The organism is Bradyrhizobium sp. AUGA SZCCT0177 (genome assembly GCF_018130125.1).
Classification (GTDB): Bacteria; Pseudomonadota; Alphaproteobacteria; order Rhizobiales; family Xanthobacteraceae; genus Bradyrhizobium.
This window is the reverse complement of sequence record NZ_JAFCMA010000015.1, coordinates 125594-138871: the sequence shown is the minus strand read 5'-3', so window position 1 is coordinate 138871 and position 13278 is coordinate 125594. Positions and strand designations below refer to the sequence as shown.

The window sequence follows — 13278 nt, the reverse complement described above, 5'->3', positions numbered from 1 at the left end:
CTTGAGGGCCACAATCGGCGGATATCGCCTTCGGCTCAATCGGCCCTACAAACTACCGCTAAACCCCCGCGACCTGCGACCATATCTCGGCAAGCTTGCGCCTGAACCGCTGCATGCGCGTCAAGGGCACGGCCACTTCCTCTTCCTCGGGCAGCCGAAGGCCGATGACGTTGACCCGGCCGCCGCCAAGGCTGCGCGCGACCAGGACGATGGGATCCAGCACCAGCTCCGCGCCTTCCTTTGGCGCGTGGTCGAGATGGATGTCGAAATAATCCGCCAGCGTCAGCTTGGCCTGCTCTTCACCGACCGCAACGCCGTAGATCTCGGCGAGTTCGCCCAGCGTGTGCTCGCCCGACACCGTGAAATCGCCGAGCAGATGCGGATCGGGCGTCGTGCTCGGCGCCATATCGACAAAGAACCGATCCAGCGCCTCGGCCTTTTCCGGTGGCGCCAGCAGGTAGATGTAATCGCCGGGCGCGATCGGGTCGGCCTCGGTGGGCGATAGGATCCGCTCGTCGCGGATCACCAGCGTCGGCTTCGACCAGGACGGGATCAGCCCGCGCCGGAAATACAGGCTCTTTGAGCGCACGGGATAGCCGACCAGTTGCTGCTCGAGCTGGCCGGGCAGATCGAGCTCGACGCGGCGCGGGCCACGGTCCGCACGGGGCAACGCCACATGCAGCAGCCGCGCCGCCGGCGCCAGCGTCCAGCCCTGCAGCAGCAGCGAGATGAAGACGACGACAAAGGCGACGTCGAAATAGAGATAGGCTTTCGACAGCCCCACCAGCATCGGGATCGATGCCAGGAAGATCGCCACCGCGCCGCGCAGGCCGGTCCAGGCGATGAAGAGCTTTTCCCGCCAGTTGAAGCGAAACGGCGCGAGACAGAGAAACACCGCCAGCGGCCGCGCCAGCAGCATCAGCACCAGCGCCACCAGCACGGCCGGACCGATGCTGCTCACCAGCCGCTGTGGGGAGACCAGCAGGCCGAGCATGACGAACATCACGATCTGCGCCAGCCAGGTCGCGGCATCGAGGAACGTCACCACCGAATTATGCGCGCGCGTCGGCCGGTTGCCGATGATGATGCCGGCAAGATAGACCGCGAGAAAGCCGCTGGCGTGCGCGATCTGCGCCGCCCCGAAAATCACCAGCGCCGCGGTGGCGACAAAGGGCGCATGCAGGCCTTGCGGCAGCGCCACGCGATTGAGCCCCACCACCACCAGACGGCCACCGATCACGCCGACGACGGCACCGAGCCCGGCTTCACGGATGAATTCCAGCGCGATATGCACGGCCGAGCTTTGACCGAGCGAAATGTATTGGACCAGCATCAGCGTGAGGAAGACCGCGAAGGGATCGTTGGTGCCGGATTCGGCTTCCAGTGTCGCACCCACCCGGGGGCGCAGCCGCAGGCCCTGCGCATGCACCAGCAGGAACACCGCCGCCGCATCGGTCGAGGCGACGACGGCGCCGACCAGCAGCGACTCGCTCCAGTTCAGATCGAGCACGTATTTGGCGAACGGCGCGGTGACCAGGGCGGTGAGCAATACGCCGACCGTCGCCAGCACCGTGGACGGCGCCAGCACCGCACGGATACTTTGAAACCGCGTTTTCAGACCGCCGTCGAACAGGATCAGCGCCAGCGCCACCGATCCCACCAGATAGGTCGAGCGCACGTCGTCGAAGCTCAGCTGGCCGGGCCCGGAATCGCCCGCCAGCATGCCGATCAGCAGGAAGACCAGCAGCAACGGCGCGCCAAAGCGCAGCGCCAGCAGGCTCGAGAGAATTCCGGCCATTATCAGGACGGCTCCGAGCAAAATCGCCAGACTTACTGAATCGAGAGAAGCCATAAATTTAGGGAAGCCTCGAATCTAGAGAAGATTTGCAGCTCTGCAACGTTGGGCAAATACTTGCAATTGCATCCTTATCGTCGCCACAGTTGAACGCCAACCCATTTCTCCAGATAGCGGCAATGTGCCCGGTTTATCGGCCTGACTTGCCCTTGCGGACGCCTCGTATCGATGGCATCCGCAGCGCGCTTGTGGGAGTCTGCCTGCGCTTCGAATCAATTTTGCATGATGGGGCAGCTTGATAAGCGACCTGGCCCCGAACGAGATTTTGCCGATGGATCCGAAAGAGATTATCGAGTTGCTGCACACCACCGCGCGGTCGCTCGGCGCGGAGGTCACCTCGCCCTGGTTCTATCTGCAGTTTGGCCTGATCCTCGCCGGCGCAGGCATCGCCTATGCGAGCGACGCGGCCATTCGTTCGCGCGTCGACATGACCACGTTCGCGATGGGCTTGCCGCTGCCGCTCAGGCACTTCGCCCGCGTGCTGGTCTTTAGCGCCTCCACCGCGGTGTTCGCCGTTCTGATGATCGCCGCCCGCATCACGATGTACCATTCGACCTGGCCGAGCCGCAGCTATCTGCTGGCGGTCTGCGCCAAGCTGGCGCTGGCCTGGCTGGTCATTCGCCTGGTGACGTCGGTCATTCGCAACGAGTTCATCGTCCGCCTGGTGTCGCTGTCGGCATGGCTGGTCGCGGCGCTCAGCGTCGTCGGCCAGCTTCAACCGACCCTGGACTTGCTGGATTCGGATGCGGCCTCGATCGTGCTCGGCGGATTACGGCTGACGCCGCTGGTCCTGATCAAGCTCGGCGCCCTCTTGATCGTGGCGCTGTGGCTGACCAACATCGCCAGCAATTTCGTCGAAAGCCGCATCACCCGCTCCGCGGACCTGACGCCGTCGATCCAGGTGCTGCTGGTGAAGATGATCCGCATGGGCCTGATGGTGCTGGCGATCATCATCGCGCTCAGCGCCGTCGGCATCAATTTGTCCGCGCTCGCGGTATTCTCCGGTGCGGTCGGCGTCGGTATCGGTATCGGCCTGCAGAAGATCGTCGCCAACTTCATCTCGGGTATCATCCTGCTGGCGGACAAATCCGTAAAACCCGGCGATCTCGTCACCATCGGCGACAGTTCGGGCCGCATCAGCGCGATGAAGACGCGCTACATTTCGGTCGCCGCCGGCGACGGCCGCGAATTCCTGATCCCGAACGAGGATCTGGTGACCCAGAAGGTGGTGAACTGGACCTATACCGACAAGAACACGCTGGTGAAGGTGCTGTTCGGCACCAATTACGACGCCGATCCGCGGCTGGTCTGCAAGCTGGCCGTCGAGATCGCCGCGGCCGCGCCCCGCGCCATCAAGAACAAGCCGCCGAACTGCATCCTGACCGAATTCGCCGAGGCCGGGATGAAATTCTCCCTGACCTTCTGGATATCAGACCCCGACGGCATGGACACCGTGAAGAGCGACGTGATGCTGACGCTGTGGGACGCCTTCAAACGGGAGGGCATCCGGGTTCCCTATCCGGTGCGTGAAATCCGGGTCCGGGGCGGCGCGCTGCCGGTCGAATCCGTGGTTGAGGTTTCCAGCTGAAATCAAGCGTTTAGATGCCCCCCAGCCCACCAACCTTGGCTTGCACTGCTAGCTGCGATCATTAAATTAGGCGGCAAATCAGCCTTTAACGCCCTCAATTCCGAAGCATGACCCGCCCATGAGCTATATCGAAGCAACAGATACCTCCTTGCGAAAGACCGGACAGATCAAGCTGCATGGCGCGAGCGGTTTCGCCGGCATGCGCAAGGCGGGCGCCCTGGTCGCCAAATGCCTCGACGAGCTCACCGACATCGTCAAGGAAGGCATTCCCACCTCGCGGATCGACGAATTCGTCCGCGATTTCGCTTTCAGCCACGGCGCCTACCCGGCAACGCTGATGTATCGCGGCTACCGCTATTCGACCTGCACCTCGATCAATCACGTGGTCTGCCACGGCATGCCCGGCGATCGCGCGCTGAAGGAAGGCGACATCGTCAATATCGACGTCACCTTCATCGTCGACGGCTGGTACGGCGATTCCAGCCGCATGTATGTGATCGGCCCGATCGCCCGCAAGGCCGAGCGGCTGATCGAGGTCACCTATGAGGCGATGATGCGCGGCATCGCCGCCGTAAAACCCGGCGCCACCACCGGCGACATCGGCCACGCCATCCAGAGCTTTGTGGAACCGCAAGGCATGAGCGTGGTGCGCGATTTCTGCGGCCACGGTTTGGGACGCATGTTCCACGACGAGCCGAACATCATCCATATCGGCCGGCCCGGCGAAGGCGTGGCGCTGAAGCCCGGCATGTTCTTCACCATCGAGCCGATGATCAATCTCGGCAAGCCGCATGTGAAGATCCTGTCCGACGGCTGGACCGCGGTGACGCGCGACCGCTCGCTGTCGGCGCAGTTCGAGCATTCGGTCGGCGTGACCGCTGATGGCGTCGAAATCTTCACGCTGTCGCAGCGCCACGCCGAGAAGCCGCTGGCCAAGGCGTAATTGGACCGGCGCGTAACCCTGCCCCGCAAGCCCAAGGCCGTCGTCTTCGATATGGACGGCCTGCTGATCGACACTATTCCCGCCTATGTCAGCGCCATGGTCGAGGCCGGCCATGATGTCGGACACGTCGTCTCGAAAGACGATGTGCTGTCGCTGGTCGGGCTGCTCGGCCTTGAGCTGGAAGCGCAGCTTCGCACCGATCATGGCACGGCATTTCCGCTCCCTGCCTATATGGCCGCAGTCTCGGCACGGCTTGGTCCGATCCTGGATGCCGGCGTTCCCTTGAAGGCCGGCGCATCAGAATTGCTGGAAGCACTGGCAAGGGCAGAAATGCCAATGGCGGTCGGGACCTCGATGACGCGGAAGGAAGCGCTTCATCATCTGAACCACTGCGAGGTCGAACACTTCTTCCGCAGCGTCGCCGCGCGAGACGACGCGGCCCGCGGCAAGCCGCACCCGGACGTTCACCTGAAGGCGATGTCGGCGCTGGGGTTCGAGCCTCGCGATTGCCTGGTCCTCGAAGATTCCTTCAACGGCGTTCGCGCGGCACACGCCACCGGCGCCATGGTGATCATGGTGCCGGATGTGGTAGCGCCGACGCCGGAGATTGCGGCGCTTTGCATCGGCGTGGCCATCGACCTGCATCAGGTCGGGGAGATCATCGGGTGGATGGAAACCCCGGCCAACTGATTTCCTGCCGTTGCGGCAATTGATGATTGCAACAGCACGAAATTCTGGATGCCGATGCCATGAGGACGATGGCCAAAATCCCAGTTGCAAATCGTTCTCAATATCCTGCGGCAAGATGCCGGTCCTTTAACTTGAATCCCTGCGGAATACGCCGCGCGCGACGGTGTAGAACTCACGCGGACGCTCTCGGTCGAGCCTCCGACGGGCGATCAACCAAGGGAGCAAGAACAATGTTCGAGATTTCACGTCGCGATCTGATTCTCGGGAGCACGGGGGCCGCGCTCGTTTTCGGCCTCAAGGGACCGGTTTCGTTCATCGATGCGGCGCACGCGCAGCGCGCCGCGGACAGCCTCAAATACAAGGTCGGGGATATCGAGGTGTTCAGCCTGCATGAGGGCTCCGTCGAGCGCACCGTCACCGAAGCCATGGTCAAGAATGCCTCGCTCGACGACGTCAAGAAGGCGCTGAGCGCGGCCGGCATCGGGCCTGACAAGATCGACAACCCCTTTACCGTCACGGCGATCCGGACCGGCGGCAAGGTCGTGCTGTTCGATACCGGCTTTGGCGGCAACGGTCCGGCCACGGTCGGCAAGCTCGCCGACAACATGAAGGCCGCCGGCCTCGATCCCGCGACCGTCTCCACCGTCGTGATCTCGCATTTCCATGGCGACCACATCTCCGGCCTGTGGGTGAAGGAGACGAGCGCGCCGGTGTTCCCGAACGCGGAAATCATGATGCCCGAGGTCGAGTTCAAGTACTGGACCGATCCGGCGCTGGTGGAGAAGGTGCCGGAAGCCAACCGTCCGATGGTCAAGCGCATCCAGGCGACGTTCCCGACCTGGAAGAACGTCAAGCAATACAACGACGGCGCCGACCTCGCGCCCGGCGTCAAGGCGATCGCCACGCCTGGTCACACCGTCGGACACATGTCGTTCCTGGTGGCATCCGGCGGACAGCAGCTCTATATCCAGAGCGACGTCACCGGCATGCACCAGCTGTTCGTCAGGAATCCCGGCTGGTTCTCCAGCTTCGATGCAGACGGGCCGAAAGCGGAAGCCACGCGCCGCGCTTTCTTCGATCGCGTCATTGCCGAAAAGGGCATGATCGCCGGCTATCATTTCGGCTTCCCGAATGTCGGCACCCTGTCGAAGGATGGCAATGGCTATGCGTTCGCGGCCGTGAAGGCCTGATCGCGGGCTGGTCCGAAAAAAATGAAAGGCGCCGCATGTCGTGCGGCGCCTTTTCTCTATCCGAAATCCGCCGCCGCCCCGCACTTCAGAGTTGCAAAAGCTGGCCGGCACGGCATGCTTGACGCCGATGCCCGCCAAGCCGCGTGACCCAAATCCCGAACCCGACGAAACGCCGCATTACCACGGCCATCGCGAGCGGCTGCGCGAGCGCTTCTACAGCGCCGGGCCGGACGCGCTCAGCGATTATGAGCTGCTGGAGATGGCGCTATTCCCCGCCCTGCCCCGGCGCGACACCAAGCCGCTGGCCAAATTGCTGCTGAAGAAGTTCGGCTCCTTTGCCGAAGTCGTCCACGCGCCGGAAGCGCGGCTGCGCGAAGTCGAGGGGATCGGCGATGCGTCTGTCCACCAGATCAAGCTGCTCGCGGCCGCCGCGAGCCGGGTGGCAAAAGGCGAGATCAAGCGCAGCATCGCGCTGTCGTCCTGGAACGACGTGATCGGCTATTGCCGCAGCAGCATGGCATTCGCCGACAAGGAACAGTTTCGCCTGCTGTTCCTCGACAAACGCAACCAGCTGATTGCGGACGAGGTGCAGCAGACCGGCACCGTCGACCACACCCCGGTCTATCCGCGCGAGGTGATCAAGCGCGCGCTGGAATTATCCGCGACCGCGCTGATCCTGGTGCACAACCACCCCTCCGGCGATCCGACACCCTCGCAGGCGGACATCCAGATGACCAAGGCAATCGTCGACATCGCCGCCCCGCTCGGCATCTCCGTGCACGACCACATCATCGTGGGCAAGAACGGACACTCGAGCTTGAAGGGGATGCGGCTGATCTGAGCCCGCAAGCTCGCGGCGATGCGTCATGTCGTCAGCTCGCAGTGTGACCCTATTGGGCGGGCGCGCCGCGTTGCTCCCATGGTCCCGGATTGAGAACCGCGCCGCTAACTTTGCCGGCGGCGTCTCTGACGAAGGCGATCCGCGTATGATCGCCACTCTCGACCTGGAATTCATCCTTTGAACGGACCGCCACCGGCGTCGCATGGCCCTTGTCGAAATCAAGGATCGACCAGGTGCCGGTCGCTTCAACCACAAGCTTGCCGCCGGCGACACGGACCTGGAGCTCGACACTGTGCGACGACGCCGCCTCCCGGGCAAAGGCGATCACGAGTGGATCGGTCTCTTTCTGACGGATGATCTTGAGCTTGATCGGGGCGTTGAACGGACCCGAAATCCGTCGAAAAGCTGCTTCCAGGGCCAGGCCCTTGATCGACCGGTCGTCGATCGCGGTGATGAGATCTCCCGCCACCACGCCGGCTCTCGCAGCGGGGCCCCCATTGGCCGGTTTGATCACCCTCAGGCCATCCGTCTCAGCGACAACGGACTCAAGACCGGTCCAGCCGTAGCCATCGACGAGAAGCGAGGTCTGTTTGTCCAATGAACTTGCGGATCCGCCGAAGTCGTAGCGGCCGGCATATTCCGTAAGCTCGCGCGGATTCAATTGCGTTGACGCGGTGGGTGCGGAAACTTCCGGAACCTTCAACGCCGCATAGGGCAGACGGCGGATCGCGTTGAAATAGAATCCGTTTAGACTGTACTGCCGTCGCTGCATCATCATGACAAGGATCAGCTTCTGGGCCGGGTCGACCGAGAAAAACGTACCCCAGCTTCCCTGCCAGTTGTAGCTGCCGACCGCGCCCGGAATCCAACTGAAATCCGGGTTGGTGCGAACCGCGAAACCGTGCCCCCACCCCGTCCCAAACGCTGGACCGGCTTCGTGCCCCGCGAGGTGAATGTCCGGTGGCAGCGAATTTGTCGTCATCAGCCGGACCGTTTCGGGCTTCAGGATACGCGCGCCGTCGAGCTCGCCGCCATTGAGCAGCATCTGGCAGAAGCGCAGGAAGTCCGGCACCGTCGAAACGATCCCGCCACCACCCGAGAAGAACGTTTGCGGCTTGCCGACGTCGCCATCCGTCAGGGGTGCGGGCTGCGCGCCCGGCAGGGCGACGAGGCGGGAGAGTTTATCTTCCGGCACGTGGAAGCCGGTATCGACCATATGGAGCGGCGCGAACAGGCGGCTTTGCAGAAACTGGTCGAATGGCTGGCCCGACACGACTTCGATGACACGGCCGAGAACATCATATCCCAAAGAATATTCCCAGACTTCGCCCGGCTGGTGCACAAGCGGAAGAGTGCCGATACTCGCGACAAAGGGTGCGATCGTCTTGTCGCGCCGCATCGGCGCCTTGATGCCGTAAAGCGCATGTATCGCCGCATTGCCAAATCCGGGATCGGCATAGTCGGGGCTTGCATAGACAAGGCCGGACGTGTTGCGCAGGAGATCGCGGATGGTCATCGCCCGCCTGGCCGGTTCAAGCTCGATCATGGTTGCATCTCCGGTCGCCGGATCCTTCTTGACGACCTGCATATCCCTCAGCTCCGGCAAATATTGCGCCACGGGAGCATCAAGCTCGAGCTTGCCGTCATCGACCAGGATCATGGTGGCGACGCTGGTGATCTGCTTGGACATCGAGCCGATGCGGAAGATCGAATCCGGCCGCATCGGAATTTTCCTGTCGTGGTCCGCAAAGCCGGTGGGCTGCAGATAGGCGAGCTTGCCGCCGCGGGCGATCGCCACGACAAAACCGGAGGGATCGCCATTCTTGGTCTGCGCCTCAAACCAGGAGGTCATGCGCGCCAGTCGCCGCGCCGAAAAGCCTGTAGCGTCGGGATCGCCGACGGTCTGCAGATCGTCAGCAAGCGCCGTACCCACCAGACAGAGTGTGAGCGCGGCCACGCAGGATGCCTGGATGATTTTCATTGGGGAGCCTTTCAGACGATCCCAAACCGGGATTCCCATACTTCGCCCGGAGAGCCTGCCCGATCGTTTTGGTTCCTTCTCGCCAAATCCTGAAATGCGGTTAGCCGATTCCTCAGTCCGGCTTGCCGATTGCTGAACTGGCGCCCGCATTCAACGGGATCAATGCATTTCGCGCCATGGCAAGATGCCGGAATTCGGTTGGGGTCAGGTCGGTGGCGGCCTTGAAGGCCCGATTGAATGGCCCGATCGACTGGAAGCCGGTGTCCATCGCGATCGTCAAGACCGGTACTTCCTTTTGTCCGGGGTCGGCCAGCGCCGCCTTGGCTTCCTCGATCCGGTAGCGGTTGAGGAACGCATTGAAGTTGCGGTGACCCATGCCTTCATTGATGAGCTGCCGCAGGCGGTATTCCGGCACGGCAAGCTCGGCGGACAGCACGCCAATGGTCAACCCCTCGCGCCGATAGGCGCGATCGACCATCATCAGTTGCTGCAGCCGGCGCAACAAGGCCGGCTCGACGACGGGAGGTTTGTCCTCCGCGTCAGATGCGACGGCGTTGATATCGCCGAGGATACCCGTCGCCGGGAGAGGCCGGGGGCCTTCCGGCATTCCGACCGCCCGTAACAGAAACCAGCCATAGAGGCCCATCAGCACGCAGAGGCCGAAAGCTTTACCGACGCTCGCTATCGACGCACCGGAAGCCAATGGCGACGGAAAAATGTTCAGTAATGTCACAATGGCGATATAGACCGACGCCCCGATCAGGACCACCAGCCGCTGCCGCCGCCGTCCCTCCACCATGTCCGCTGGCCATGTCGCAAGCGTCTGCGCCACGGCCAACAGAGCCAGGCCAAGAGACGCGACCTGCACCGCACGGTCGAGCGCCTGTCCGGGCATGGGCCACTCGATGGCCCCGCCGGCGACGAGCACTTCGGTGCCGGCCATCGCGACCCACAGGGCGCCATGCCAGCGCCGCAGCACGAAGTCGTCATCGAAGGCCGCACGCGCCCAAAGCCAGAACAAGACCGAGCTGCCGGCCGCCAACGCCAGCAGAAACAGACCCCACCATTGCCAGGGCCGCGGAAAATTCGGCGCCGAACAGATTGCGGAAGCGGCGGCGCTGATCGCGACCGCCGCGCCGAGGCGTGCGACCGTGCTGTCACGGAGATCCCGCAGCCCCACAGCCGCGATCAGCAACGCTAACCCCGCCGCCGCGCCACGAAGACCGAGGTCGATCGACAAGAGACCGCTGCTGCCCACGACCGAAAACACTCCGGATGATTTTCTCGATGCAACGCCTTACGTGTCTCGCCCGTTACTCAAGCTGCGCCGACCGAACATTGCACATCATCGTTCAATCCGCCAAGCGGGCGCGAAACGCAGAATCGTGATCGAGTATGATCGTCACGAACGGCCGAAATCTCATTTCCGGCATCCAGCCAAATTGTGATGCGGGCCCTTGCCAGCCGTCTTGCAGGCTCTAAGCTTTGGTCCGATTGCGACCGCCGCCATGGCGGCACGGGGGGCCGATGAACCAGGACGAGTTGCTCGCCCTGATCGACCAGATCTATGGCGCGGCGGCGGACATCGACCGCTGGCCCGTGGTGCTGCAGACCATCGCCGATGCGTTTGGCGCCGGCGATGCCTCGCTCAGTGCGGTCTCGCAGCGGGACGTCCCGTGGCTGGTGGCTCCCCGCACCGATCCGGCGTTCCTGCAAAGCTATGGCGCGTACTACCACCCGCTGAATCTGTTCTGGCAGCGGGCGGCGAGCCTGCCGGTCGGAACTATCGTCACCGACCGCATGGTGCTGCCAAAGGAGACGCTGCGTTCCAGCCCGTTCTTCAACGAATGGTCGCGGCCGCAAGGGTATCTCTCGGTGATGGGAGCAACCCTGCTGGCCGACGACGACTGGCGCGTCGAGTTCGTCGTTCCCGGCAGAGACGAATTTGGGCCGGAGCAGCTGAAGCTTTATGAGGCGATTGCGCCGCATTTGAAACGGGCGGTGCAGCTCAACCATCGCCTGCAAGCCCTGGCGCTCGATCGCCATTATTCGTTCGCCGCGCTCGACAGCATCGGTCAGGGCGTGCTTGTCGTCGACTCCCGGGCGCGCGTCCTGTTTGCCAACCGGGCCTGCGACAGCGCGTTCGCCGATGGCCTGCGCCTCGACGACGGCGTGCTTTGCGGCGCCTCCTCGGCAGAGACCGCCGGCCTGCATCTGGCGATTGCGGCCAGCGCACAGACTGGCGAGGATGACGCACGGGACTCGGTGTCGATTTCGCGAGGCGAGTTCAAGAGCGCGTTGTCGCTGCTCGTCATTCCCCTCCGATCCGAGATCGAGGCAATCGCGAGATATAACCGGGCGGCGATCATCTTCGTCACCGATCCGGACAAAGTGGTGTTGCCCGACGACAAGCAATTGCAGAAGAAGTTCGGGCTTACCCCGGCGGAAGTCGGCCTCATCCGCGAATTGACCGGGGGCAGCAGCCTTCAGACCGCCGCGGGCCGGCTCGGTATCAAGATTGCGACGGCGCGGACCCATCTTCATCGCATCTTTGCGAAAACCGGCACGACGCGTCAGGCCGAACTGATGCGCCTGATGCTGACAAGGGAGCATTGGGCACGGCCCGGCAGGAACTAACCTGGAAGGGAAGTCTGGGTAGCCATCACTTCGAGAAGTGCCAGGCGGTGCGATAACCGGTCGTTATGTAAATCTTGTCATGCCGACATTCGGAGGTTTGCCAATTGAGTTCACTGTCTTCACACGTCGATGCCTTCGTTGCGGAAGTGAGAGAGCGTTGGGAGGTACCTGGCGTCGCGGTAGCGATAGTGCGGCGCGATGGGCCACTGCACGTGCATGCCTACGGCGTAAGTAGCGTCACCAGTTCCGCTCCCGCGGATGTCGATACGACCTTTGCGATCGGATCATGTTCAAAGGCTTTCACTTCCGGGTTGGCCGCAGCATTGGTAGATGCCGGTAAGATCGATTGGGACGATCCAATCCGGAAGTATCTGCCATCATTCCAGTTGTATGACCCCTGGATCAGCGACCGCGTAACGCTCCGAGATTTGTTGGCCAATCGGACAGGATTGTCGCGCGCAAGCGTTGGAGAATATGGGTCCGACCTGAGCCGTGCAGAGCTGTTGCATCAGGCCCGCTACATCCAGCCGATCGCCGGCTTTCGCGATCAGTTCACCTACTGCAATGTCGGTTACGCCGCTGCCGCCGAGGCCATGGCGCTGACGGCTGGCCATCCCTTTGATCATGTGATGGACGAATACCTTCGGAGGCCACTTGGGGTGACGCCCAGCACCGTCTCCGAAGTGCAGAGCACGGCAACCAGCAATGTTGCGGCCCCGCACTACAAGGTCGCCGGCAAGGTTCAGGTGGTCCCGCCCATGTCCACGGACAACCTGTCGGGAGCGATTGGCCAGGCTATGAGCGCGCGCGATGCAGCCAGATGGCTCGCGTTTCACCTTGATGAGGGGACGCGCCAAGACACCCGGCTCGTTTCTCCGCAACAGCTACGGGAAACGCACCTTTTGCAGGTTGCGCGCAGAGATCAAGCTGCGAACGACGGATATGGCTTTGGCTGGCATGTTCGCAACCGGCGCATCCAGCACGACGGAGCCGTTCGTGGATTTCGCACCAACATCTGGTGTGATCTGGCGGGTGGCCTCGGCATATTCGTCACGACCAATCTCGGTTCCGGCTTCGCTCAATTCGCGATCACCAATCGTATAATTCAAGCCATACGTGGAGAAGCCGTTACCGACTGGATCGCGCATTTTGACGAAATGGCAAAAGGCGAGTTGAACGAGCGTATCGCCCGCTTCGACAAGGAAAGATTCGAGGAGCCGGTTTCCACATCTCGTTGGAGGCTGGACGACTTCATTGGCAACTACCAGCACGAAGGTTTTGGTTCTCTGCATATCGAGCCGAGAAACGATCATCTGTGGTTTCGGATCGATGGATTGTCTGGCTTTGACGGGCCGCTGGTTCGCTATTCCGATTTGAGCTTGGAATACCAGGGTGATCGCGATGCCATGGCTTGGCCGGCAATAGCAGCCGCAGAGGTACCGCGGGGTGAACGCGCTCAGGTCCGGTTTCGTGCTGCCGAGAATGAAATCGACGGGCTTTGTTGGTCCGACTGGTTCGGCGAGGCGAAGTTTATCCGGATCACATAGCATTCT

Annotated in this window: 10 protein-coding genes; 7 read left to right on the top strand and 3 right to left on the bottom strand. The window is 62.5% G+C overall.

The features are described 5' to 3' along the window. Positions 1-58: 58 nt before the first annotated feature. Positions 59-1852, bottom strand: a complete 1794-nt coding sequence (locus JQ597_RS19195) for a potassium/proton antiporter (RefSeq protein ID WP_212265783.1) — start codon at positions 1850-1852, stop codon at positions 59-61. 274 nt (positions 1853-2126) lie between these two features. On the opposite strand from JQ597_RS19195, the gene JQ597_RS19190 reads away from it, so the two are divergent. The 5 genes from JQ597_RS19190 (at position 2127) to radC (ending at position 7107) form a co-directional block, all read left to right on the top strand. Continuing rightward, positions 2127-3443, top strand: a complete 1317-nt coding sequence (locus JQ597_RS19190) for a mechanosensitive ion channel domain-containing protein (protein ID WP_212265782.1) — start codon at positions 2127-2129, stop codon at positions 3441-3443. A 118-nt stretch (positions 3444-3561) separates the two neighbouring features. Then, complete coding sequence (gene map / locus JQ597_RS19185) at positions 3562-4386, top strand: type I methionyl aminopeptidase (RefSeq protein WP_211998364.1); 825 nt, start codon at positions 3562-3564, stop codon at positions 4384-4386. Further along, positions 4387-5076: an HAD family hydrolase gene (locus JQ597_RS19180; RefSeq protein WP_212265781.1), complete on the top strand. Its 690-nt coding sequence runs from the start codon at positions 4387-4389 to the stop codon at positions 5074-5076. 230 nt (positions 5077-5306) lie between these two features. After that, complete coding sequence (locus JQ597_RS19175; RefSeq protein ID WP_212265780.1) at positions 5307-6266, top strand: MBL fold metallo-hydrolase; 960 nt, start codon at positions 5307-5309, stop codon at positions 6264-6266. A 127-nt stretch (positions 6267-6393) separates the two neighbouring features. Further along, positions 6394-7107 carry a RadC family protein gene (radC, locus tag JQ597_RS19170; RefSeq protein WP_212265823.1) on the top strand — a complete coding sequence of 238 codons (714 nt, stop codon included), beginning with the start codon at positions 6394-6396 and terminating at the stop codon, positions 7105-7107. A 49-nt stretch (positions 7108-7156) separates the two neighbouring features. Here the strand turns inward: radC and JQ597_RS19165 are convergent, their stop codons facing one another. Further along, on the bottom strand, positions 7157-9088 hold the full coding sequence (locus tag JQ597_RS19165; protein WP_212265779.1) for a serine hydrolase domain-containing protein: 1932 nt from the start codon (positions 9086-9088) through the stop codon (positions 7157-7159). A 112-nt stretch (positions 9089-9200) separates the two neighbouring features. Continuing rightward, positions 9201-10328: an AraC family transcriptional regulator gene (locus JQ597_RS19160; RefSeq protein WP_249148012.1), complete on the bottom strand. Its 1128-nt coding sequence runs from the start codon at positions 10326-10328 to the stop codon at positions 9201-9203. Between the two features lie 287 nt (positions 10329-10615). Here JQ597_RS19160 and JQ597_RS19155 point away from each other — a divergent pair, with 287 nt between their 5' ends. Continuing rightward, positions 10616-11725: a helix-turn-helix transcriptional regulator gene (locus tag JQ597_RS19155; protein WP_212265777.1), complete on the top strand. Its 1110-nt coding sequence runs from the start codon at positions 10616-10618 to the stop codon at positions 11723-11725. Positions 11726-11829: 104 nt separating this feature from the next. Further along, on the top strand, positions 11830-13272 hold the full coding sequence (locus tag JQ597_RS19150) for a serine hydrolase (protein WP_212265776.1): 1443 nt from the start codon (positions 11830-11832) through the stop codon (positions 13270-13272). Positions 13273-13278 lie beyond the last annotated feature (6 nt).

What these genes read in the sequence shown, in the direction of transcription:
- JQ597_RS19175 (WP_212265780.1), top strand. Translation starts at nt 5,307, where the DNA reads ATGTTCGAGATTTCACGTCGCGATCTGATTCTCGGGAGCACGGGGGCC.
- JQ597_RS19155 (WP_212265777.1), top strand. Translation starts at nt 10,616, where the DNA reads ATGAACCAGGACGAGTTGCTCGCCCTGATCGACCAGATCTATGGCGCG.
- JQ597_RS19190 (WP_212265782.1), top strand. Translation starts at nt 2,127, where the DNA reads ATGGATCCGAAAGAGATTATCGAGTTGCTGCACACCACCGCGCGGTCG.
- JQ597_RS19165 (WP_212265779.1), bottom strand. Translation starts at nt 9,088, where the DNA reads ATGAAAATCATCCAGGCATCCTGCGTGGCCGCGCTCACACTCTGTCTG.
- map (WP_211998364.1), top strand. Translation starts at nt 3,562, where the DNA reads ATGAGCTATATCGAAGCAACAGATACCTCCTTGCGAAAGACCGGACAG.
- radC (WP_212265823.1), top strand. Translation starts at nt 6,394, where the DNA reads ATGCCCGCCAAGCCGCGTGACCCAAATCCCGAACCCGACGAAACGCCG.
- JQ597_RS19195 (WP_212265783.1), bottom strand. Translation starts at nt 1,852, where the DNA reads ATGGCTTCTCTCGATTCAGTAAGTCTGGCGATTTTGCTCGGAGCCGTC.